The organism is Ensifer adhaerens, from assembly GCF_002940685.1.
Lineage (GTDB): Bacteria > Pseudomonadota > Alphaproteobacteria > Rhizobiales > Rhizobiaceae > Ensifer > Ensifer adhaerens_E.
The window spans coordinates 369,325-392,036 of sequence record NZ_PNFP01000002.1; the positions used below are offsets into that span (position 1 = coordinate 369,325).

A 22,712-nucleotide genomic window follows, 5' to 3' on the forward strand; every position below is an offset into this window, starting at 1 on the left:
AAGACAAGTGCGCTACCCGCGTGTCACCTCCAATCGTGGCCGAGTAAAGGAAAAACATGCAGGAATTCATAGTGCTGCAGCGTTTTTCGCGCGCCTGACAGGACGCGCGGCGCTGCGGGCAGGGGCTGGGCTGGCCGCTCCGCTGACTTCTCCCTGCCGATCAGCGGCAGCGCGCGCAGCATGTCGCGGATGGCGATCGCGTCCCAGGGTAGGTGTTCGGTGATGCCGAGCCCGACGACCTCGACTTGCGCGGCCACGTCGTTCAGCAGGCGGACGAACGGGGGGATCGGCTCGGTGGCGCTCGGTTCGGGCACGGTCGGGCAGGCGCTCTACCGTTTGCCGCGGCTGCTTGTCTGGCAGCAGCGCTTCACCGGCGTCGTCACGCTTGCGCTCGGTTCCAGCTGCTGTTTTCAGGTCACGCCAGCGCGCCGGCCGTTAGACCATAAACCGTCATTGCCTCGCCGATGCGAGGATCGCGCGCGTGGCTTGCCGCAACGGGCAGAGCGTGTCCGGCCAAGGGCCGGGCTCTGCCTCGTCGTGTTGTGGCCGGGTGTGAGGCCGGTGTTCTCAAGGTCTCACTTGGCGGCCTGGGTGGCGCCGAGCACGTAGTCTCCGTCCCAGTGCCAGATCTGCTTGTCGTCGACCGTGACCTTCACGATCGCCTGGAAACCGGAAAGCGTGCCGCTGCCGGCGTGGAAGGCGCAGGTTCCAAGCGGCGGCTTGGCCGTATCGTAGACGACGCAGTATCCGACCGCCGAGTCGCCATTGCCGACGGCGATGACCGCGGTGCTGCTGGAGAACAGCGGATTGGCAACGACCGGCCCGTAATAGAGGATCTTGGTGCCCGCCGGGATCGCCTCGAGGTTGGATTCCGTGATGGTGCAGAAGCTCGGCGTGTCGCCGGTGAACTGGCTGCACTCCTTGGCGATCTTGAGGGGTTGCGTTGCGGGTGGCGTGGATGCCGCATACGCCGTTGATACCAGCGCCAGGGTGGCGCCAGCCGACAGGATAAACAGTCTGCTCATGGCCTAGTCCCTCCGGTCGAAATGAGGCGCGAGAATCTCTTCTCCGCCTCCTGTGTCCGCAATTTCCCGCGTTGATACGTCGGGTTAGCGGATTTCGTGGTTCTCGCCGCCGCCGGCCCGTTCTGAACGTCAAGGGTCGCGCAGTGCCCCGGACAATCATGCGGGCGCCAGCGAAACGCCATCCCGCAAGGTGCTGCCCCGCGGGATGGCGGCGGCGAGGGGCATCGTCTCTACTGCTTCGCGTTCGACAGCTTGCCCATCACCTCATCGAGATTGAAGCTCGCCGGCTTCTGGCGGATCGGGAACTCCTTGAAGCTTTCGAGCCACTTGGCGACGAGCGCCTGCGAGGGCACGAGGATGAAGGCACGCTCGGCCATCCAGCGGTCGTATTCGAAGGATTCCGGGCCGCGCTCGAACGGATCTGCTCTCAGGTTGAAGATCAGCGGGATGCGCAGGTTGCTGAACTCGCGCTGCCAGACGCCGATGCCGGTGTGTTCCTGGATCTTGAAGTTGAGCTTCCAGTCCAGCACCCGGACCGCGACCAGTTCGCCGTCGTCGTTCCAGTAGAGGAAATCGCGGCGCGGGCCATCGGCGACCTCGCCGCGGAAGAAGGGCATCAGGTTGTAGCCGTCGAGATGGACCTTGAAGGTCTTGCTGCCGGCCTGATAGCCGGTCAGGCATTTGGCGACGACATCCGGCTCGCCGGCCGCCGCACAGAAGGTCGGGATCAGGTCGTAGTGCGAGAACATGTCGTTATAGACCGTGTTCGGCTTGATCACGCCCGGCCAGCGGATCAGCATCGGCACCCGGTAGCCGCCTTCCCAGTTGGTGGCCTTTTCGCCGCGGAAGGGCGTCGAGCCGCCGTCCGGCCAGCTCATGACCTCGGCACCGTTGTCGGTGGTGTAGACGACGATGGTGTTGTCGAGAACGCCGAGATCGTCGAGCTTCTTCAGGAGTTCGCCGACCATGCCGTCATGTTCCACCATGCCGTCGGGGTAGAGACCCTTGCCGGTCTTGCCCTGGGACTCGGCCTTCAGGTGGGTGAAGATGTGCATGCGGGTCGAGTTGAAGTAGCAGAACCAGGGTTTCTCGGCATTGTTCTGGCGGTCGATGAAATCGAGGGCGGCGGCCAGGAACTCGGCATCGACCGTCTCCATCCGCTTCCTGGTCAGCGCGCCCGTATCCTCCACGCGGCCATCGGCATAGGAGTGGATGACGCCGCGCGGGCCGAAGCGCTTCTTGAATTCCGGGTTTTTCGGATAGTCGGGGTTTTCCGGCTCCTCCTCGGCGTTGAGGTGATAGAGGTTGCCGAAGAACTCGTCGAAGCCGTGATTGGTCGGCAGGAACTCGTCCTTGTCGCCCAGGTGGTTCTTGCCGAACTGGCCGGTCGCATAACCCTGCGCCTTCAGCAATTCGGCAACGGTCGGATCCTCCGGCTGCAGGCCGATATCGGCGCCGGGCAGGCCGACCTTGGTGAGGCCGGTGCGGATCGGCGACTGGCCGGTGATGAAGGCGGCGCGGCCGGCGGTGCAGCTCTGCTCGCCATACCAGTCGGTAAACATCGCGCCTTCGTTGCCGATACGGTCGATGTTGGGGGTGCGATAGCCCATCAGGCCACGGTGGTAGATGCTGGGGTTAAACCAGCCGATATCGTCGCCCATGATCATCAGAATGTTGGGCTTGCTGCTGCCGGCCGCAGGTGCGGTGGATTGCTGCGCCTGGGCGGCGGTTGCCGAAACCGTAAGGGCGGCTGCGGCAAGCGCGCTGCCGCCGAGCAGCAGGTCGCGGCGGCTGACGCTCAAGTGGTCGTTTTGCGGTTCGTTCTGTCTGATATCGCTTACCGGATGCTTGCTCATGACACTACGCTCCATATCGCCGTGGATGACCGAGGCTTGGGCTGATGAAAAGGCAATCGGTGATTGGCAGGGACTCTGCGCCGCCCGCGCGCAGGGAGCAAGGACGTAACAGTTACGGTGCATCCCGCATCGCTGCCGGGGGTAGGAACGGTGCCTAAGTTGACGCAACGTGAGGCATTTGACGCTGCGTCAAAGGCCGAAAAGTGCACGAAATTTAGGTCAATAATGTTGACATAAATTGGCCGCCGTGATCCTGTCGAGTGACCGTCTGGAGCATTCCGTTTTCAAGTGGGTCGCTTGGCGCGAAAAGATGCACTAGAACGACAAGACCAGAGCATCCTTCGTCCATTCATGGTAACGCATGGCGCTCTAAACGACGTGGAGGAAGCGGAGAACCGCTTTCCGCATATAATCTCTGAGGAAACACCCCATGCTGGATTGGGAACATATCTTCGCGACGCGCTCGAGCCGGATGCGCGCCTCGGAAATCCGCGAACTCCTGAAGCTGCTCGACCGTCCGGACATCATTTCGTTCGCCGGCGGCATTCCTGATCCTGCGCTGTTTCCGGATGCGGAGTTCAAGGACGCCTATGCCGAGATCTTTTCCGGCCCGGCCGTGAGTGCGGCGCTGCAGTATTCGGTCAGCGAAGGCTACAAGCCGCTGCGCGAATGGCTTGCCAGGCAGATGGCCGATCTCGGCATTCCCGCCGGCGTCGACAACATCTTCATCACGTCAGGTTCGCAGCAGGGCCTCGACTATCTCGGCAAGCTGTTCCTGTCGCCGAAGGACACGGCGCTCGTCACCTGGCCGACCTATCTCGGCGCGCTGCAGGCCTTCAACGCCTATGAGCCGACCTACGACCAGCTGAACCCCAATGGCAACCGCACGCCGGAAGCCTACCGCCAGGCGGCAGGCGAGGCGGGTGGCCGCGTCAAGTTCGCCTATCTCTCGGCCGATTTCGCCAACCCGACCGGCGAGACCGTCGACCGTGCCGGACGCGAGCGCGTGCTGGCACTGGCCGAAGAGCTCGACATCGCCGTCATCGAGGATGCCGCCTACCAGTCGCTGCGCTATGACGGCGAGCCGGTCCCGCCGATCCTGGCGCTCGAAATCGCCAAGAAGGGCGACATCAACAACACCCGCACGATCTATTGCGGCTCGTTCTCGAAGACGCTGGCACCGGGCCTTCGCGTCGGCTGGGTCGTCGCCTCGGACAAGGTCATCCGCAAGCTCGTGCTCTTGAAGCAGGCGGCGGATCTGCACTCCTCGACCATCAACCAGATGGCGATCTGCACCGTTGCCGAGCGTGGCTTCGATGAGCAGGTGGCAAAGATCCACCGGGTCTACAAGCAGCGCCGCAACGCCATGCTCGCAGCCCTTGAGAAGTACATGCCGGCGGGCGTCACCTGGACCAAGCCGGAAGGCGGCATGTTCGTCTGGGTCACGCTGCCGAAGGGCATGGACGGTGCCGCACTGCTCGCCAAGTCGATCGAGACGGCCAAGGTCGCCTTCGTTCCCGGCCGCGCCTTCTTTGCCGATGGCTCGGGCGAAAACACGCTGCGCGTCTCCTTCTCCTGCGCCAACGACCAGATGATCGACGAGGGCATCCGCCGCCTCGGCGATCTCGTCCGTGGCGAGGCGGCGCTGGCGGCCTAAGGCCCACGCCTTTGCGGTTTTCGGATCAACGCGCTCGCACCCGTGGGCGCGTTTTTCTTTTGCCTGGAAAAACCTTCTTTTTTTGGTCAAGATGACGCATTGATCGAAGCGGGCCGTTCCGGTAGACAGATTTCCGTGACATGGCCGGGCGTATCCCGGCCACGTAAGCGTTAACGTCACTCAACGCGTATGATCGAACGGCCAGAGGCGGCTTCGATCTGCGCGACTGTGTCCTGCGGATCGAGCTTTCGAGGCCTTCCAGAAGGATGCAAATGGACAATTCCCCCACCTATTCCCATCTCCCGACGCCGCGCATCGAGCGTGTTCGCCACGAACTCAAGCGCCGGTCGCTCGTCGTCTCCGGTATCGAGCGGGTGACGCCGGGCATGCTGCGGATCACGCTGTCCGGCGAGGATCTCGCAGATTTCGTCAGCCTCGGTGCCGATGACCACATCAAGATCTTCGTGCCCGGCGCCGACGGCACGGTCGAGCACCGTGACTATACGCCGCGCCGCTACGACACCGACGCGCGCATGCTGGCGCTCGATTTCGCGCTGCACGAGGCAGGCCCCGTCACCGCCTGGGCGATGAAGGCCGCGGTCGGCGACCAACTCGAAATCGGCGGGCCGCGCGGCTCGGCGGTCGTTTCCGGCGATTTCAGGCGCTGGCTCCTGATCGGCGACGAGACGGCGCTGCCGGCGATCGGCCGGCGGATCGAGGAGACGCCTGCCGGCCACCAGATCACGTCGATCGCCGTCGTCACCGGGCCGGAGGAGCGGCAGGTCTTCCGCACCGAAGCGGCGCTCACCACCCATTGGGTCTATCGCCCGCTGGAGAAGGCGAACGATCCCGCAGCGCTGCTGTCGCGCGTGCGCGAAGTGCCGCTCGAACCCGGCACCTTCGTCTGGATCGCGGCCGAAGCGGCGGTGACCCGGGCGATCCGCACTCATTTCGTCGAGGAGCGCGGCCTGCCGCTCACCTGGCTGAAGGCGTCGGGCTACTGGGTAAAGGGCAAGGCCGACAGCACCGAGAAGTTTGACTAGGCGCTAGAGGCAAGCCGATCGCCGGGACATCCCGGCGACCGGCCCGATTGCTTTGCCGCGGCTTCAGCCGCGCCGGCTGATCAGCTGCGCAAGCAGGGTCAGGACGGCGAAGGCGAGGATGACGAAGACGCCGGGATAGAGCATCGAGAGCGTCGTGCCGGGCATGATCGTGGCGGTGACGACCGCAAGGCCGCAGGCGCCGCCCACCTGCAGCGAGCTGTTGAGCAGGCCGGCGGCCAGTCCCTGCTCCTCGTCGGCCACGCCGCTGGTGCCGGCGACCATGAGGGCCGAGATGCTGAGCGCAAAGCCGATGCCCGAGAGCAGCGCGGCCGGCAGAAGCACCGTCCACAGGTCGGGCGTCGGGCCGATCCTAAGCATCAGCAGATAGCAGGGCAGGAAGGCGGTAAGGCCGACCATCAGCACGCGGTCGACGCCGAAACGGTTCATCAGTGCGCCGAGCTTCGGCCCGAGAAGGACGACCATGAGGCCGGCCGGCAGCAGCACCAGCGCCATGTGCAGCGGCGTCCAGCCGTTGAGGTTCTGCAGGTAGAGCGCGATCAGGAACTGGAAGCCCATGGCGCCGCCATAGAGCAGGGCGGCGCTGACATTGGCGGCCACCAGGCTTCTGTTGCGAAAGATGCCGAGCCGGATCAGCGGCTGCTCGACATGCCGCTCGATCGCCACGAAGGCGACGAGGAGGAGGGCCGAGAGGGAAAGACCACCGATCGTGCGCAGCGACGTCCAGCCGGAATCGGCGGTCGAGGCGATGGTGAAGACGAAAAGCAGCATGCCGGCAACAAGCGTGACGGCACCGGCGAGATCGGGCCTGAGGCGTTCCGTGCGCGGCGGGTCCTTCGGCAGGAAGCGCAGGGCGGCGATCATCAGCAGTACGGCGATCGGCGCCGGCAGCACGAAGATGTAGCGCCAGTCGAGCGCGGCAAGCAGGCCGCCGACGATGAGGCCGGAGGAGTAACCCGAGGCCTCGAAGAGGTTGAAGATGCCGAAGGCCCTGTTGCGGTGCGGGCCTTCGGGGAAGGTGGTGGTGAGCAGCGACATGGCGGCCGGCCCGGTAAAACCCGCCGTCATGCCCTTGATGAAGCGCGAGACGATCAGAAGCACGGGATCGTTGGTGACCATGCCGAACAGCGACACGACGGCAAAGACGCCGAGGCCGGCGACCAGCACGCGCCGGCGGCCAAAAAGGTCCGCACAGCGACCGCCAAGCAACAGGAAGCCACCGAAGGCGAGGATATAGGCGCTGACCAGCCATTGCGCGGTTGCGGCGCTGATGCCGAACTCCGCCTGGATTTCGGGGATGGCCACGGCGATCATCGACATGTCGAGACCATCGAGCAAGATCACCCCGCTGAAGATGAAGAGCGCAACCCAAAGGCGCGGCGGCCATCTGAGTGCGTCGCTGGTGTCGATCGACGGGGCGCCAAGGGTCCGCTCGTCGCTCGGGGTCAAGCCAACTGACATCTATGTTTACTCCATGGATTTGGCATCGCGCTGCGGACTTCCGCGGTTGCGATGGCCCGGATCATCAATGCCTTCGATCATTCCCGATTGATCGATCTTTGAAAAACAAGTAGTTCTGGATCGATCATTAAACTGGACTTGAAGATCCATGGGCCGAATGCTGCCAGGAACGCGTGCGCTGCGGACATTCGAGGCTGCCGGCCGCCATCTCAATTTCACCCGCGCGGCCGACGAGGTGGGGCTGACGCCGGCGGCGGTCAGCTACCAGATCAAGGAAATCGAGGACCAGCTTGGCCTCGTGCTGTTTGCCCGCAGCAGCCGCAGCATCCAGCTGACGCCGGCGGGCGCCGTCGTGTTCGAGGCGACCGTCCAGGCGTTGGAGGCGCTGCAGGGTGCGGTCGGGCGCGCCCGCCGCATGGCGCGCGGCGCCCGGGAGCTTCGCGTGTCGCTGACCCCCCGTTTTGCCACCAACTGGCTGCTGCCACGGCTGTCGCAGTTTCGCGCCGCCCATCCGGCGATCGAGTTGACATTCGACATCAACGACGAGGTGAGGGATTTCGATGCGGACGATGTCGATCTTGCCATTCGCTTCGGCTCGGGCCGGTATCCGCAGCTACACGCGGAGCGCCTGTTCGAGGCGGTGATCGCGCCGGTGTGCAGCCCGAAGCTGATTTCGGCCGGCGGCGAGCCCAAGAGCCCGGATGCGCTGTTCGATCACACGCTCTGCCATGTCGAGTGCTACACCGAAGGCATGCTCTGGCCGAACTGGCGCATGTGGATGGCGGCTGCCGGCATCGACGCGTTCGACGACAGCCGCTGCGTCGCCTTTAGCGACACAAGCCATGTGGTGGAGGCGGTGACCGACGGCGGCGCGGTCGGGCTCGTCGATCTCGCGATGATCAAGAACGAACTGGCGGAGGGGCGGCTGGTGCGGCTGTTTGACATCGGCGTCAGCCTTGGCGGCGACTATGCCTATCACCTCGTCTACCCCGAAAGCGCAAGCCAGGACCCGCGGATCCTCGCCTTTAGCGACTGGATGCTTTCGGAAGTCGGCCGGGCGAACTCGGCACCGCTTGCAAACACGGCCGGCTGACGCCGCCGCCACGACCGGCTCGCGTTCGCACAACAAATCCGGGAAAACCGGGATAGGCCGTTGCCGCTGCGATTGCCTTGCCTGGCAGAGTCGGATCATGTCTCCCCTTCGATGCGCCGTTCCTTCATCGGGGTCGCGCCGGGGGATGGAACGGAATTGGACCTGGAAGACGAGACGGAGCAAAAGGACCAGCCGACGCCGCGCATGTATGCCTGGGCGCGCAATTCGGCGGCCTATCGGCTCGCGCGGCAGATGCTGACGGAAAAGCAGCTGTTCGACGCCATTTCGCGCAAGGCGCGGGAGAAGTTCGAGGATATCAGCGTCACCCAGGTGGAGCTGCTGGCTGCCGCCGCCGTGACCTTCGCCTATGACAATGGCGCGCTCAACGACCGGGCCTATGCGGAGATCAAGACCCGTTCGGCCATGCGCGGCGGCAAGTCGAAGCGGGCGATCGCACAGAAACTGTCGGAGAAGGGTGTGGCACGGGACGCCGTCGCGGCGGCCTTGGCCGAGGCCGACGATCTTTATGCGGCGGTCGTGCTGGCGCGAAAGCGTGCTTTCGGGCCGTTTCGCAAGGCCGAGCTCGACGAAAAGCGAACGGCGAAGGAGCTTTCCGCCTTTGCCAGGGGCGGCTTCAGCTTCGAACTCGGCAAACGGGTGTTTGCCATGTCGTGCGAAGAGGCCGACGACATCCTGATGGCGGGCCGCTCGCTCTGACGGTCTCCTGTCTCAGGGAAAGCGCCGCGATCGCCTTCGCCGCCCGGATCTTGCGGCCGACGCGGATATCCGGACCTTGACACCGGTCTTCGGCATGGGCGGGGCAGCACTGTTCCGCGGCGAAGAGGTGACGCTGTGGCAGGGTGCGGGCACGCCGATCATTCTCGCTTCCGTTGCCGCCTCTTGGGCGGCGCGGAAGTGACGCGGATGCTCGGCGCGGGAATGCCGGGATCGGCTGCCCGAAGGCGGCCGGGACTACCCCCGCTTCAGCGCGGGGTCGTCGAGCGCCGGATTGTAGAAGAGCGACAGCGTCAGGCTGCGGGCGATGCGTTCGGCCGTTGCCATGAACCAGGCCTTGGCCTCCGCGTTCGGGGCGATGTCGTCGAGCGTCGTCGAGAACAGCGCCAGCCACTTCGGGAAGAGATCGGGCGTCATGTTGGCGACGCCGATATGGGCCTGCACGGGCTTGCCGCCATAGCTGCCGTTGCGAAAGGCGACGGCCGACCAGAAGCTCTTCATCTTGTCCATATGCTCCGGCCAACGGCCTGAAAGCCTGGCGTCGAAGACGGGGCCGAGCTCGGGATGGGCAAGCACGCGGGCGTAGAACGTATCGACCAGCCGGCTGATGAAGGCGTCATCGATGCCGATCGTCTTCATCTCCGCTTCCGCCCGCTTGGCGATCGCGGCGACATGGGCGGCGCGGCCCTTGAGGTCGTTGTCGTCCATTTCAATGCCCTTCTCTGGCGGCCTTGGCCGCAACGCTTGTCCTTTGGCGCCTTGCATATAGGCACGCGGCGATGTCCTGCCAAAGGCCGAAGGCCCGGTTGCGGCAATCTGTCAGGGCAGCCGTCGCACCGGCTGAATGTCCCTGACGCGCGACGCGGTAACGGTTGCAGGCGGGCACACCGTAACTGTTACGTACTTGGACAGGTCCCCTCCGAGCGGCATCATCCACACGGTCCTAATTGAGAGTTACGTTTCCGATCGCCTTAACAGGGAGAGTACGATGAGCATGCGTGACGATAGCAAGGCCACATCCGCAATGGCCGAAGGGGTAACGGACGTCAGCCGCCGTGACCTGCTTTTGAGCGGGACGATCTTTGCGGCCGCCTCGCTGGTGGCATCCGGCGCGTCGGTGAGCCCGGCCAGAGCCCAGCAGTCCACCTCTTCGAGCGGCAAACCGCCGAACATCCTCGTCATCTTCGGCGACGACATCGGCATCCCGCAGATCAGCGCCTATACGATGGGCCTGATGGGCTACCGCACGCCGAACATCGACCGCATCGCCGCCGAAGGGGCGATCTTCACCGATAGCTACGGCCAGAACAGCTGCACGGCCGGCCGCGCCTCCTTCATCCTCGGCCAGGAGCCGTTCCGCACGGGGTTGCTCACCATCGGCATGCCGGGCGACCCCCATGGCATTCAGGACTGGATGCCGACGATCGCCGATGTCTTGAAGACCAAGGGCTATTCGACCGGCCAGTTCGGCAAGAACCATTTGGGCGACCGCGACGAGCACCTGCCGACCAAACACGGCTTCGACGAATTCTTCGGCAACCTCTACCATCTGAACGCCGAGGAAGAGCCGGAAGGCTACTTCTATCCGAAGGATCCGGAGTTCAAGAAGCGGTTCGGGCCGCGCGGGGTCATCAAGTCGAGCGCCGACGGCAAGATCGAGGATACCGGTGCGCTCAACACCAAGCGCATGGAAACGATCGACGAAGAATTCCTGACGGCGGCCAAGGATTACATCGACCGTCAGGTGAAGGCCGACAAGCCGTTCTTCTGCTGGTTCAACTCGACCCGCATGCACGTCTTCACACACCTCAAGCCGGACTCACTCGGCAAGACAGGCAAGGGCATCCATGCCGACGGCATGGTCGAGCATGACGGCCATGTCGGCCAGCTCCTGCAGCAGCTCGACGATCTCGGCATCGCCGACAACACCATCGTGCTCTACACCACTGACAACGGTGCCGAACTGGCGCTGTGGCCGGATGGCGCGCAGACGATGTTCCATGGCGAAAAGGGCACCACCTGGGAAGGCGGCTTCCGCATTCCGATGATGGTGCGCTGGCCGGGCGTGGTGAAGCCGGGCTCGCAGATCAACGACCCGGTGACGCTGATGGACTGGTTGCCGACATTTGCTGCGGCCGCCGGCATCGGCGACGTCAAGGAGGAGATGAAGGCGGGCTTCAAGGGCACGTCCAAGACCTTCAAGGTGCATCTCGACGGCTACGATCTGACGGCGCTGCTCAAAGGTGAGGCGAAGGAGCCGCCGCGCGACTCCGTCTATTACTTCGACCAGGGCGGCAACCTTAACGCCATCCGCTGGAACGACTGGAAGCTGAGCTTCGCCCAGGCGAGCCACGGCAATATCGCGACGGCCACCCGCGAGGTACCGAGCTGGGCGGTCATCGCCAACCTGCGCATGGATCCCTATGAACGCGGCATGGAAGACGGCGGCGGAGCGATCGAGTTCCTTGCCCGCAATATGTGGCTGCTGGTGCCGATCCAGGGCAAGATCAAGGAGTTCTTCCAGGACTTCAACGATTACCCCTACCAGGCCGGCAGCACACTGAATGCCAGCGGCATCAACTACGGTTGGTTGGCGCAGCAGGCAGCGATGAAGCGGCTCGGCGAACTGGAAAGCCTGGCGCCGCGGTAGGGCGAAACGCCCCGTCGCTGGCCTCGGCTGGCGGTGGGATGGACGACGATCACGCCAGACCGGAAGGCGAGACCAGGGTTTGGATCTCCTTTTCGGCCTGGCGTTTTGCTGCCCCACACCATGCGAGAAGCCGATGGATTTCCTCATTTCGCTTGCTGAAATCAGCGTGCTGATCTTCGCGCTGGTCTTGCTGTTCATCCAGCTTGCCGCCCACGAAATCGGTTATCGCTTCGGTGTGCGCAGCAAGGAGCGGGCCGGTGGCCAGACCGAAAACGTCGGCGTCGTCGTTGCCGGCATGCTCGGGCTGCTCGCCTTCGTGCTGGCGCTGACGCTTTCCTTTTCGACCACGCGCTTCACCGAGCGGCGGCAGGGCACGCTGGCTGAAGCCAACGCCATCGGCACCGCCTGGCTGCGGGCCAAGGCGATCGGCACGCCGGAGGCGCTCGATATCGCCAAGCTTCTGGAAGATTACACCAAGGCGCGCGAGGACTTCGTGCGGGCAGGGCGCAACAGCGATGCGCTTGCCAAGGCCAACACCGACACGTCCGCCCTGCAGCAGCAGATCTGGCAGCGGGTGACGACGATCGTCCAGCAGGACCCGGATCCCGTATCCGCGTCGCTGATGGCGGCCGTCAACGAAACCTTCGACGCGAGCACGGCCGAACGCTACGCGCTCGGCATTCGCCTGCCGTGGCAGATCTTCTGGCTGTTGCTCGGCGTCATGGTGTTGAGCATGGGCGCGCTCGGTTACCAGTTCGGCCTCAAGGGCAGGCCGGTGCGCTTCCTGATCGTGCTTCTGACGCTGGTCTGGACGGCGATCATCGTCAACATTCTCGACCTGGCCTCGGCGCGCGTCGGCAATTTCCGCACGGATACGTCCGTCTATCAGTGGACGCGGCAAGGGTTCAGCGGGAACAGCCCGCCGCAATAAACGCTCACGCGACTTCCGTGCAGACGAAATCGCTGAACTGTTCCAGCGGATAGGCCACGATCAGGGCAGAACGGATCGTCTGCGCGTCGGTGCCGGGCGCGTCGACGACGGCGACGCCCATCTCCAGTGCACGTTCGAACGGTAATCGGCCGTGAATCAACTCCTCGGCCGCCGCTTGCGACATCACAAGAATATTGTCGCGAATGCCGTTCTCGTCCGGCGCGACGCGCGGTGGCGACGGGTTCGCGTTGGCGTCAAATCCCCCCAAGGCCGGGTGGAAATAGCCCCAGGTCCGACTTTCGATCATCAGCACGTAGAAGTCCGGAAGTCTGGCAAGCCGCGATGCCGACAGCACCTGTTCGATGCGCTGCTGGATCGTGGTGAGGAGCACAGTCGCGTTGTGGCGCGACTGTGCCAAGTCAATTTCCGACTGCGGATCGAGTTCGGGCAGGGGGCCGGTTTCGATCGCCTCTCTTGTCGCTACCGCAACCGCAAGCGCGTCCGGATGCTCGACGGCAAACTCGATCGTCAGTGTGCAGATCGTGCACATGGCCTCCTGCTCTCCCTCTCAAGCGGTGACGATGTTGAACCAGAACTCGAAGTTGTCGAGCAGGCCGACGAACTCCGAGAGCTTCTTCGGATCGCCCGTCAACTTCGCCTTTCCTTCGACCACCTGCTTCTCCATGGTGGAGATGCCGAGCATGACGTCGTTCAGATCCGCCCGCGTGGTGACGATCGAGACATCGGCATTCTGGTCGCTCTTGTCCTTGGAATAGTGGATCGCCGAGTTTTCGACGCCGACGGCATATTTCTCCTTGGTGTCGGTCAGCTCCATGTTGATGGTGATCGTCTTGCCGGCGGCGCGATCGCCGTTGAGGCGCACGCCGAGGAAGTCGAAGAACATCTCGAGCGGCATGGCCTTGATCGTGTCGGGGCTTGCCGTGTTCGGCGTCGGCAGTTGGGTGACGCCTTCACGCAGTTCACGCGCGCCGGTCAGGTAGAAATTGCGCCAGGGACCGGATTCCGACTGGTAGCCAAGCTGCTCGTAAGTGTCGGCAAGCAATTGCTTGGCGGCGGTGTTGTTGGCGTCCGAGAAGACCACGTGGTTCACCACCTCGGCCACCCAGCGGTAGTCGCCCTTGTCGAACGAGACCTTCGCCTGCCTCAACACATTGTCGGCGCCGCCCATGAAGTCGACGTAGCGTCGGCCGGCTTCCGTTGGGGGAAGCTGGTGCAGGTTGGACGGAACGCCGTCGAAGAAGCCGAGGCGCAGGTTATATTGCGCCACCGCGTCGTGATAGACGGTGCCGTAATAGCTGCGGCAGGCCCAGGTTGTCGCTAGCCCCTCCGGCAAGCGGATCACCTCGCCGATCTCCTTCGGCGTCATCCCGCTATTGGCCATGCGCATGACCTGGTCGTGCAGATAGCGGAACAGGTCGCGCTGCTTCTTGATGTGCGTGACGACGCGCTCGTTGCCCCAGGTCGGCCAATGGTGCGAGGCAAACAGCACTTCCATTTCGCCGCCGAACATGTCGAGCGCCTGCTGCAGGTACTTCGACCAGAGCAGGCCATCACGAACCTTGGCGCCGCGCAGCGTGTAGAGATTGTGCAGCGTGTGGCAGGCGTCTTCCGCGGCGCAGAAGGCCTTGTATTTCGGAATGTAGAACATGAATTCCGAAGGCGCTTCCGAGTTCGGCGCCATCAGCACGTGAAGTTCGAGACCGTCGACGACGATCTTCTGCCCGGTTTCGGTCGCCCAGTCCGTCGGAAGGGCAAGCCCGATCTCGCCTGCCGAAGTCGATTTGCCGAGGCCCCCATCGACTTGGCCTTGCGGACCACGGGACAGGAGGTTGCCGTACATGTAGCTGGCGCGCCGGCTCATGGCGTTGCCGGCGATGATGTTTTCGCCGACGGCGGCTTCGGTGAAATCGGCGGGCGCGATGATCTTGACCTTACCGGCGTCGATATCGGCCTGGCTGACAAGACCGCGGACGCCGCCGTAATGGTCGACGTGGCTATGGGTATAGAGCACCGCGACGATCGGCTTGTCGCCAAGCTTCGGGATGACCAGCTCTTTCCAGACAGCTGCCGCGGTTTCCGAGCTGACGAGCGGATCGATCACCAGATAGCCGGTATCGGTTCGAAGGATACTCATGACCGACAGGTCATAGCCACGCGCCTGATAGACACCATCAGCCACCACCTCGAACAGGCCGTGGATCATGTTGAGCTTGGCCATGCGCCAGAGGCTGGGGTTGACCGTGTCGGGCGCGTCGTCGGCTTCGGATGTGCCGAGAAACTGGTACACGCTCAAATCCCAGACCGGTACGCCGTCAGCATTCTTGATGATCACCGGGTCCGGCAGGGAAGCCAGCAGGCCTTTGCGCGAATCCACGAAGTCCTGAACGTCGTCGAAGGGCAGGCCGTTGCGATACATCGCGTTGTATTGAAGCGTTGCCTCCGTCGCCGGTTTTGCCTTGGCTCCGGTCTGCGGCACCGGTGGCGCATCCTGTGCCGTGGCCGTCCCGGCTTTTCCGACGAAGGTAACGGCAAGACCTGCCGATGCAACGCCGCGAAGAAAATCTGCTCTGCTGATACCGCTGCTGTCCGACATGCTCTGAGGCCTCCGACCTTTGGTTTCAGGAAAATCGGTTCAACTTTCTATGGACGGGCCGTCGCGAGGAAGTACGTAACGGTTACTTCGGGCGTCCGGCGCGATCACGGTGACGTGAGCGTCGCCAGGCGCGCTGGGGCAGAGGCGCCGGTGACGCGCCCCAAAACCTCACTTCACCTTCACCAGATCGTCCGGCTTCCAGGTCTGGTCGTAGAATTCGACTCCGGTTCCATAGAGCCGCACGGTGGCGATGAAATTGCGATCGGGCACCGTCTGGATCCAGTTGCTGTCGTCGGCCCCGGTGGGCTTGCTCGCCCCGAAATAGAGGTCGACGGAACCGTCTTCATTCACCTTGACCTTGTTGAAGGCATTGATCGAAGGCAAAAGCTTCGGCGTCTCCACCATGGTGCCGTCGGTGACGTTGTAGGCCGTCACCGCCCAGAAAAGCTTGGCCGGCGGGTTTGGCGGCAGGTGCAGCCTGTAGCCGTTGGAGCCGTTCAGGAAATCGCCATCGGCGTCACGAAGCGCGGTCGGGTATTTCGAACCGGAATCGATCGTGTGCATGGCCATGGCCGGCGCCGAGGAATAGGCGACCTGGAAGAAGCCGGCACGCTGGTTCACGTCGAGATAGCTTTCCTGGAACCATTCGGCCGTCGAGCCGGCCCAGACGTTCTCGTACTGCCGGTCCTTGTAGTAGAGGTTGCGTCCGTCGGGTCGGCCGCCCTGGCGCAGCGCCATGATCATCCGCGGTGCGGTCTCGACCGCCTTCTTGAGGAGCGCCTGCTGTTTCGTGGTCGGCTTGAACGGCTGGCCCTTGATGATGCCGATGGAGGCGAGCACACCGCGAAGCTCCGGCGTGATGGCCGAGACGGGCTCGTAGTCGACGAAATCCTTGAGCTTGGTCCAGTAGGTGCTGTCGACCGGGTACATCATGTTGATGCGCTTGCCCGAGCCGTTCGGGAAGTCCATCGGCTTGGCGTCCTTTTCGGTCGCGTAAAGCGGGTAGATGCGGGTCTGTTCGGCATTGGCGACGGCCGGCGCCGGATCCGGCCCGTTTTCGCCCTTGCCCATGATCGTGCGGAAGAACAGGAAGACGTTGTAGGTCGATGACGTGAAGGTGAAATAGCCCTTCGGCACCTCGCCGTCATAGCCCGGCGGCAACAGCAGGTAGAGGCCGCCGCGCGCCCGGTCCGGGCCGATCGCGCCCACGTCGGTAATGGTGCGCTGGAAGAAATCGGTGAACATGCCGATGACGTTCGGCGGGGCCGCAATCACCAGCGGCCCGGTTTCCTTGAGGTCCAGATAGTTCATCGAATAGATGACGTCGGCGTTCGGCGTCGGCACCCAGGCACGCGCATCCATGCGATCCTTCCAGATCGGCAGCACGTTGTAGCCCTTGCCGAATTCGGCCTCCGACCCGTCGCGCATGCCGATCACGTTCAGCGCCGGCAGCATGGTCATGTAGGCGTGGATGGCGCGCTGGTAGAAGAGTTCGTCCAGCAGGCTTTCGGCCTCCGCCTGGTCCAGCCACTTGCCGTTGTTGATCTGCTCGACCAGGGGCGGTGCCTCGACCGCGTCCTGGGCGATTGCCGGCGATGTCAAGGCGATCGTGGTCAGCGCGGTCGCTGCTGCCGCAAGGTAGGCGAAACGGCGGGTCATCCTCTTCTCCTCGGGCTGGGCGGGTGCTCGGCTTCGAGACGAAGGAACACCGCCGTTGGAAGCATCCTGGTTTTCACTGGCGCCGCGACGGCGCCCTGCCGTGTCCCGGCAGGCATGGTGCTGGCGCCCATAGCTGGCCCTGGGCCTGCGGACGCAACGCTTCAATCTGTTGGAGCTGCCACTAGGCGCAGGAAAGTCGGCGAACGGTAAGTACGTAACTGTAAATGGCCGCGTTAAAGACGGGGTCCTGTCGCTGCTTCACGGATTGCGCGCGCCGGCCGATCATCCTAGTTTCCCGCCAAACTTGCCGGGAGCTGCAACCATGCGAATTCGACCTGCGGTCAAGGACGACCATAAGGCGCTCTGCGCGATCGACGCGATCGCGGCCAGCGATCCGAAGCGATGCGCCGACATTGCCGGCTGGATCGAAGAGGGGTGCTGCCATCTGGTCGAGATCGAGGGGGAGGTTGCCGCCTATGGCGTGCTGACCCACCACTTCTTCGGCCATGGCTTCATCGAGATGCTGATGGTGGGCGCGCCTTGGCGCCGGCGCGGCCTTGGCGCCGCGCTGATCGCCCGCTTTCAGTCCATGGCGTCGGGCGAAAAACTCTTCAGCTCGACCAACATGTCGAACCGTCCGATGCAGGACCTGCTGGTCAAGGCCGGGTTCCGGCCAAGCGGCTACATCGACAATCTCGACGAGAACGATCCGGAGATCGTGTTCTACAGCCCCCTCAAGCCGGCCGGATAGCGTGGGGCTCAGGCGGCCGCGCCGAGTTCGGCGAGGTGGCCGGCGAAATCCGTGCCTTTGCCGCCGGCGTTGATCGTGTCGAAATATTCGTGCCAGCCCGATTGGGCGATGCCGGAAACGAGCGCCTCGAGCGCCGTCGCATCCGGGCAGCGCCAGACCGCAAAGAAGGTCTGCGACGCCGCATGCAGTTTCGACTGGTCGACCTTGCCGAAGGTGATGAGCTCGACGCCGATCGCCGACAGCGCCGGCATGGCGGAACCGATGGCGGTGAAGAACTGCTGGCGGCCCTGGCGGGAAAGGGCGAGCCAGGCCGGCTTGGCGCTGTAAAGTTCGGTCAGGTAGTGAGGCATGGTCTGCTTTCTTCTTGTCAGTCTTATGGTTACGCACTTCCGGTTGGGCGGTTTCACGCGTTTCCGGAACTGGATTTCTTGGGGATGGAGCGGAGTGCGCGCCGGCAGATGCGCGCCGTCGCCGGCGCCGGGCTTTCGGCCGACCAGCGGTCGCAGAGGGCCTGGACCCAATCCGGCCGGTCCTTGGCTGCATCGTTCAGCAAGTTGCCGACTGAGTCCTGCACGTAAGGCGAGGGATCGGCGCGCAACGGCTCGAGCACCGCAAGCGCGCGTTCGGGTTCCCTCCTGAGGGCTGCGATATGGGCGCACCAGACGCCGCGCGGGCGGATCGCTTCCGAGGCGAAACGGCGGACGCGCTCGGATGGATCAGGCGTCCAGCCCGCCGCAAGCAGGGCGATCGCCTGATCCAGGTCGGCGGCGAGATGCGGGCGGATGGCGATCCAGGCCCATTCGCGAACGCCGAAATGGCCGTCGTCGGCAAGGGGCCGGATTGTGGCCAGCCGGTCGGCAAGGGGCAAGTCTTCGGCGGCCGCAACCATGAAGCATGCCCAGCCGCGCACCGTGTCCGAGGAATGATGCTTGAGCGTCTCGAAAGTCGAGGGGCCGAGGCGCTCCGCGATCAGCCGGGCGGCAAGCGGCATACGCCTGGAGATGCCGGCCGAGGCGGCTTCTCTCATCTCGGCGATGGCGTCGTCGCCGATCCCAGGCAGGGCGTTGCCGAGGAGCGCCGCAAAATCGACCGCGAGGCATTCGGTCAGGGTCGCCGCTTCCGCGCCGGCGTTCAGTTGCGCCAGGCGCTCGGCGGCGATGGCGCCGCCGCCGCGGGCCTTGGTCTTCACCTTGCTCACGTCTCGACTTCCGGCGTGTGCTTCGGCGTCGCGCCGCTTCCAAGATTTTGCCAGATGCGCCCAAGCAGCCGGTGGAAGGTCTGGTGTTCCTCGGCGCTGAAGCCGGCAAAGAGCGAGGCGATCCAGGCGCTGTGCTCGCCAAGCAGGTCGCTGGCAGTCCTGCGGCCGGTTTCGGTGAGCACGACCGCGATTTTCCGCCGGTCATGAAGGCCGGAGCGGCGCTCGACGAAGCCGTCGCGCTCCAGCCCGTCGAGGAGCCCGGTGATGGTGGCGCGCGTCACGCCGGCGCGATCGGCAAGCTCATGCGGCGACAGGCCGTGCGGTTGATCGGTCAGCAGGAAGAGGATAACGAACTTGCCTTCCGAGAGCCGGTAGGGTGCCAGTCTTGCGGCGCAGTCCCTGTCGATCGCGCCCGAGAGCGCCAGCAGTTCGAAGCAGGCGCGCATGTTGCCGGTCTCGGCGACCGCGCGACGCTCGGCTTCCTGCAACAGGGCCCGGTGCTTTTGTTCCATTGTCATGAGGCGACAGATAATAAGGCGCCTAACTGGAGTCAACGCGCCGGCGGCCATTCGCTGTGGATAGAAGGGCTGCACTCGGTCCTTGCTACTTCCCGATCATGCGCTCCTGCATCTCCTCGCCGATGAAGCAATTGTAATCCTTGCCGAACTGGGCGGGGCGCACGGTGGCCGGCGACAGGCGGCTTATCTCCAGGCCGGAGATTTCGGTGACCAGTTTGCGCAGGATGGCGCTCGCAAACGCGCCGCTGTCCGTCACCTTGACGAGAAAGGCGCCGTCGCCGCCGATCACGCAGTCGCGGTAATAGGCGTCGAGATCGGGGATCGAGGCAGAGTCCGAGGCGACATGCGTCTTCAGCATGATCGGCAGGCCGTCGATGGTAATGCCGCGGGCGACGGTGGAGTTGCGCGCGACGGGGGCGGGGACGCCGGAATTGTTGGGTCCGTCGCCGGAGATATCGATGACGCGACGGCTGCCCTCAAAGGGGCTGTAGTCGAACAGGCGCCGGGTGAAGGCCAGCGTGTTGGAAATCGAGGTGAAGGCGATGCGCCGGATCGGCTGCCGGCTGAGAAGCTCGGAATATTGCGCCGCCGTGCCGCGACCGTCGATCAGCGTCCAGGGGGTGACCTGCACCGCCGCGCCGCCCCATTCGACATAGGTGATGGCGATGCGGCCGAAGGGGCCGCTCTCGATCGCCTCAATCAGCGCCGGCGCGAGGAAGGCGGCGACATAACCCTGCCGCTGCAGCCGCTGCTCGTCGAGTTCCATGGAGTAGGAGACGTCGACGGCGAGCACCAGTTCGAGATCGACACGCAGCGGCTCGGCGGAGGTGCTTCCGCCAAGCAGGCAGGCGCAGGCAAGAAGGACCGATCTGAGCGTCATTGCAGCCGACACGGGAAGGCAAGTAGAGCATTCATGCTACGCCCAAACGGGTTTTGCGCAATCAAGCGCGTCGGCCGTCGCCTCAGTTCCTCAGCTTTTGCAGAAGCGGTTCCAGGGCGTCGATCAGCGGATCGGGCGAAACCGGTTCGCCGCCCGCCGACCAGACGTTCTGAAACTCGGCGATTTCCAGCCCAACGACCTCGCTCCTGGCAAGAACTGCACAGGTTGCACGCAGGTCATCGAGCGACAGCCCATCCTCATGCTGGTAGTCGGTGGGCACGATGCCTGGGTTCAGCACGTCGCAGTCGAGGTGGATGTAGACCGGCCGGCCGGCGACGGCTTCGGCGAGCTTCTGCGCAAGATCGGTGCCGGGGCGGATATGCGGGATCTGCTTCGCCTCGATGAGCTCGGCCTCGAAGGGGTCGAGGTCGCGCTGGCCGACCAGCACAACATTGGCGATGGAGAGCCCGTCGCCGAGGCCGGACTGCCAGAGGCCGCAGGGGCCCGAGAGCGCCAGTCCGCCGAGATAGCCGGTGCTGCTGGCCTCGGGCGTGTTGAGGTCTCCATGCGCATCGAACCAGACGACGACCGCGTCCTCATGGTGTTTCGCCACGGCGGGCAGCGTTGCCAAAGAGACGGCGCAACGGCTCGTTGCCGCCAGCGAGGCTGATCCCGAGGCGTAAACCGCGTCGAAGCGATCCTGCATGCGCCTGAGCGCCGGCATCGCGGCTTCAAGTTCGACCGTCCAGTCGCCGTTCAGCGCCGGTTCCGGGTCTCCGATCGTGACGGCTTCGAGGCCGAGTTTTCTGGCGAGATGGGCGGCGATCGATTTTGCGCCGGGAGTCCCGAGGTCATTGTGGTCGCCGGCGCGACCCTGGAAGCAGGTGAGGGCTATTGGCATCTGTCACTCCAACTTACATTTGGACCGAACGAAGCACAGGGGCCGCTGACTTGACAAGGTTGGAGGCCGAACGGCGCGGGGCGTGTGCGCCGTTCGGTCGGTCGGTCCTGCTGTCGCAGGGCGGCCTCGCCGACTTCTATCCGAAGACCAGCGAGCGGTGCAGCTGCGCGCCGGCCCAGGCGCCATCGCCGACGGCGAGCGAGACGGAGTGGGGAACGCGACCGACGTCGCCGCAGGCATAGGCGCCGGGGACGGTGGTTTCCTTCGCGCCCGTTGCCCGGATCTGCAGCCCCATCGGCGTTTCCTCGATCTCGCAGCCGAAGCGTTCGGCGATGTCGCTTGCGGGCGTGGTGCGGGTGGCGACGAAAATGCCCGCAAACGACAGGCGGCGGCCGTCCGTCAGAGCCACGTCGGCATGGCCTTCGAGCCTTGCGACCGGAGTTTCGTCGAGGGTGACGCCACGTCTTTCGAGGTCGGCGCGCGCTTCGGCGTCCAGCGTGAGTGCACCGTTGGTGAAGAAGGTGACCTTGCCCCATTCCGGAATGAGCTGGGCCTGGTGGATCGACATCGGGCTTGAGGCAATGACGGCGATCTCGCCCTCGTTCAGCTCGTAGCCGTGGCAATAGGGGCAATGGAAGACGCTCTTGCCCCAGCGCTGAGACAGCCCCTCGATCGCGGGCAGGCCGTCCTTGACGCCGGTTGCAAAGAGCAGGCGCCGGCCTTCAAAGGAGGCGCCGTCGGCGGTCGTGACGATGAACGCATCCTGCTTGCCGCTGGCCTTTTCGGCGCGGCCGTCGATCCAGGTGAGTGTGGGATAGGCAAGAAGCTGCTTGCGGGCGCTTGCTGCGATTTCGCCGGGGTCGATGCCGTCCTGGCCGAGGAAGCCATGGGAGTGGCTGGCAAAGCGATTGCGGCGAATGCCCTCGTCGATGATCAGCACACGCCGGCGGGCACGCAAGAGCTGAAGGGCGGCGGCCATGCCGGCATAGCTGCCGCCGATGATGATGACGTCCTGTTGCATGGGGTCTTCCTTTCGGTTGGGCGCAGGTAAGCCCACCGGCTTTTGAAACAGTGTCTCGACCCGGGCCTTGGGCAATAGGGTTCCGGCCGGGAAACCGCGATCTAAGCGGTTCCGGGAGCGCCGGATGGATCGGGATCGATCACGTCAGGACGTGGATCGACGGGCTGCTGTCATTGCGATCGAAGCCGGTGCCGCCGTGCGAAATCCTCGGCGAGGTCGGCGAGCGTCACATGAGCGAAGCGGTCGAGCAGCAGCGCCTCGGCCTCGGCAAAGGCGGTATCGAGTGCAGCGTTGACCGCCTGCTCGACGAGGCATTCCGGCATTTCCTGCTTGTTGCCGATGGCAAAGATCGCAGGCTCGCCGAGCGTTTCGTGCAATTGCCTGAGCGTCACGGTCTTGAGGTCGGCGGTGATCGCCCAGCCGCCGGCATGGCCGCGGGCGGAGGAGACGATGCCGGCATCCCTGAGGAAGCCCATGGTGCGGCGGACGACGACCGGATTGGTGCGCATGCAGAGCGCAAGCTCGTCCGAGGTCAGGGGTTCGTCGCGCTCGGCCATGTGCAGGAGCGCGTGCAGGACGGAGGAAAGGCGACTGTCTTTTTTCATGTAACTTCAATTATTACGAATCGCGGCGCGATGCAAGAGGGGCGGACGGCGGGCCTGACGGTTTCGAAATCCGGCTTGCGATTCAAGTCGCGCGGT

The 22,712-nt window shown here is 64.4% G+C and carries 23 protein-coding genes; 8 read left to right on the forward strand and 15 right to left on the reverse strand.

Annotation, left to right across the window (positions count from 1 at the left end; all coding sequences use genetic code 11):
- Nucleotides 1-23 precede the first annotated feature (23 nt).
- The 3 genes from C1A35_RS36615 to C1A35_RS05005 form a co-directional block, all read right to left on the reverse strand.
- On the reverse strand, nt 24-314 hold the full coding sequence (locus C1A35_RS36615) for a hypothetical protein (protein WP_234822743.1): 291 nt from the start codon (nt 312-314) through the stop codon (nt 24-26).
- 261 nt (nt 315-575) lie between these two features.
- Complete coding sequence (locus tag C1A35_RS05000) at nt 576-1,025, reverse strand: hypothetical protein (RefSeq protein ID WP_104663228.1); 450 nt, start codon at nt 1,023-1,025, stop codon at nt 576-578.
- A gap of 230 nt (nt 1,026-1,255) precedes the next feature.
- On the reverse strand, nt 1,256-2,881 hold the full coding sequence (locus C1A35_RS05005) for an arylsulfatase (RefSeq protein WP_104663229.1): 1,626 nt from the start codon (nt 2,879-2,881) through the stop codon (nt 1,256-1,258).
- A gap of 430 nt (nt 2,882-3,311) precedes the next feature.
- Here C1A35_RS05005 and C1A35_RS05010 point away from each other — a divergent pair, with 430 nt between their 5' ends.
- Nucleotides 3,312-4,538: an aminotransferase-like domain-containing protein gene (locus C1A35_RS05010; RefSeq protein ID WP_104663230.1), complete on the forward strand. Its 1,227-nt coding sequence runs from the start codon at nt 3,312-3,314 to the stop codon at nt 4,536-4,538.
- Between the two features lie 272 nt (nt 4,539-4,810).
- Nucleotides 4,811-5,581 carry a siderophore-interacting protein gene (locus tag C1A35_RS05015; protein WP_104663231.1) on the forward strand — a complete coding sequence of 257 codons (771 nt, stop codon included), beginning with the start codon at nt 4,811-4,813 and terminating at the stop codon, nt 5,579-5,581.
- 63 nt (nt 5,582-5,644) lie between these two features.
- Here C1A35_RS05015 and C1A35_RS05020 read toward each other — a convergent pair whose 3' ends face one another.
- Nucleotides 5,645-7,060 (reverse strand): MFS transporter, encoded by a 1,416-nt coding sequence (locus C1A35_RS05020; RefSeq protein WP_104663232.1) that lies wholly within the window; start codon nt 7,058-7,060, stop codon nt 5,645-5,647.
- 148 nt (nt 7,061-7,208) lie between these two features.
- On the opposite strand from C1A35_RS05020, the gene C1A35_RS05025 reads away from it, so the two are divergent.
- The 3 genes from C1A35_RS05025 to C1A35_RS37025 all read left to right on the forward strand — a co-directional run bounded on the left by C1A35_RS05025 (nt 7,209) and on the right by C1A35_RS37025 (nt 9,072).
- On the forward strand, nt 7,209-8,153 hold the full coding sequence (locus C1A35_RS05025) for a LysR substrate-binding domain-containing protein (RefSeq protein ID WP_104663233.1): 945 nt from the start codon (nt 7,209-7,211) through the stop codon (nt 8,151-8,153).
- A gap of 162 nt (nt 8,154-8,315) precedes the next feature.
- Nucleotides 8,316-8,870 carry a recombination regulator RecX gene (recX, locus tag C1A35_RS05030; protein WP_104663453.1) on the forward strand — a complete coding sequence of 185 codons (555 nt, stop codon included), beginning with the start codon at nt 8,316-8,318 and terminating at the stop codon, nt 8,868-8,870.
- A 76-nt stretch (nt 8,871-8,946) separates the two neighbouring features.
- Nucleotides 8,947-9,072 carry a hypothetical protein gene (locus C1A35_RS37025; protein ID WP_272939248.1) on the forward strand — a complete coding sequence of 42 codons (126 nt, stop codon included), beginning with the start codon at nt 8,947-8,949 and terminating at the stop codon, nt 9,070-9,072.
- 53 nt (nt 9,073-9,125) lie between these two features.
- On the opposite strand, the gene C1A35_RS05035 is transcribed toward C1A35_RS37025, so the two are convergent.
- Entirely contained in the window at nt 9,126-9,596 is a 471-nt protein-coding gene (locus C1A35_RS05035) for a group III truncated hemoglobin (protein ID WP_104663234.1), read from the reverse strand.
- Nucleotides 9,597-9,882: 286 nt separating this feature from the next.
- Here C1A35_RS05035 and C1A35_RS05040 point away from each other — a divergent pair, with 286 nt between their 5' ends.
- Together C1A35_RS05040 and C1A35_RS05045 are read left to right on the forward strand one after the other, a co-directional pair.
- Nucleotides 9,883-11,538, forward strand: coding sequence for an arylsulfatase (locus C1A35_RS05040; RefSeq protein ID WP_104663454.1), 1,656 nt, complete (start codon nt 9,883-9,885; stop codon nt 11,536-11,538).
- A gap of 133 nt (nt 11,539-11,671) precedes the next feature.
- On the forward strand, nt 11,672-12,469 hold the full coding sequence (locus C1A35_RS05045) for a hypothetical protein (protein WP_104663235.1): 798 nt from the start codon (nt 11,672-11,674) through the stop codon (nt 12,467-12,469).
- Nucleotides 12,470-12,473: 4 nt separating this feature from the next.
- Here the strand turns inward: C1A35_RS05045 and C1A35_RS05050 are convergent, their stop codons facing one another.
- From C1A35_RS05050 to C1A35_RS05060, 3 genes are all read right to left on the reverse strand, one after another.
- Nucleotides 12,474-13,019, reverse strand: coding sequence for a hypothetical protein (locus C1A35_RS05050; protein ID WP_104663236.1), 546 nt, complete (start codon nt 13,017-13,019; stop codon nt 12,474-12,476).
- 18 nt (nt 13,020-13,037) lie between these two features.
- Nucleotides 13,038-15,083 carry an alkyl/aryl-sulfatase gene (locus tag C1A35_RS05055; RefSeq protein ID WP_104663237.1) on the reverse strand — a complete coding sequence of 682 codons (2,046 nt, stop codon included), beginning with the start codon at nt 15,081-15,083 and terminating at the stop codon, nt 13,038-13,040.
- 168 nt (nt 15,084-15,251) lie between these two features.
- A complete protein-coding gene (locus C1A35_RS05060; RefSeq protein ID WP_104663238.1) occupies nt 15,252-16,742 on the reverse strand; it encodes a DUF1254 domain-containing protein in 1,491 nt (496 codons plus the stop codon).
- 322 nt (nt 16,743-17,064) lie between these two features.
- Between C1A35_RS05060 and C1A35_RS05065 the strand changes: the two genes are divergently transcribed.
- Entirely contained in the window at nt 17,065-17,493 is a 429-nt protein-coding gene (locus C1A35_RS05065; protein ID WP_104663239.1) for a GNAT family N-acetyltransferase, read from the forward strand.
- Nucleotides 17,494-17,501: 8 nt separating this feature from the next.
- Here the strand turns inward: C1A35_RS05065 and C1A35_RS05070 are convergent, their stop codons facing one another.
- From C1A35_RS05070 to C1A35_RS05100, 7 genes are all read right to left on the reverse strand, one after another.
- On the reverse strand, nt 17,502-17,843 hold the full coding sequence (locus C1A35_RS05070) for a DUF6616 family protein (protein WP_104663240.1): 342 nt from the start codon (nt 17,841-17,843) through the stop codon (nt 17,502-17,504).
- A 53-nt stretch (nt 17,844-17,896) separates the two neighbouring features.
- Nucleotides 17,897-18,691 (reverse strand): DNA alkylation repair protein, encoded by a 795-nt coding sequence (locus C1A35_RS05075; RefSeq protein WP_104663241.1) that lies wholly within the window; start codon nt 18,689-18,691, stop codon nt 17,897-17,899.
- Entirely contained in the window at nt 18,688-19,209 is a 522-nt protein-coding gene (locus C1A35_RS05080; protein WP_199772862.1) for a MarR family winged helix-turn-helix transcriptional regulator, read from the reverse strand. Before C1A35_RS05080 ends, C1A35_RS05075 begins: the two co-directional genes overlap by 4 nt.
- 85 nt (nt 19,210-19,294) lie before the next feature.
- Nucleotides 19,295-20,089, reverse strand: a complete 795-nt coding sequence (locus C1A35_RS05085) for a DUF1194 domain-containing protein (protein WP_104663243.1) — start codon at nt 20,087-20,089, stop codon at nt 19,295-19,297.
- An 82-nt stretch (nt 20,090-20,171) separates the two neighbouring features.
- The gene (locus C1A35_RS05090; RefSeq protein WP_104663244.1) at nt 20,172-20,990 is read right to left on the reverse strand and encodes an arginase family protein; all 819 of its coding nucleotides are present in this window, start codon (nt 20,988-20,990) and stop codon (nt 20,172-20,174) included.
- A gap of 136 nt (nt 20,991-21,126) precedes the next feature.
- Nucleotides 21,127-22,011: an NAD(P)/FAD-dependent oxidoreductase gene (locus C1A35_RS05095; RefSeq protein ID WP_104663245.1), complete on the reverse strand. Its 885-nt coding sequence runs from the start codon at nt 22,009-22,011 to the stop codon at nt 21,127-21,129.
- 170 nt (nt 22,012-22,181) lie between these two features.
- Nucleotides 22,182-22,616 (reverse strand): Rrf2 family transcriptional regulator, encoded by a 435-nt coding sequence (locus tag C1A35_RS05100; protein ID WP_104663246.1) that lies wholly within the window; start codon nt 22,614-22,616, stop codon nt 22,182-22,184.
- Nucleotides 22,617-22,712 lie beyond the last annotated feature (96 nt).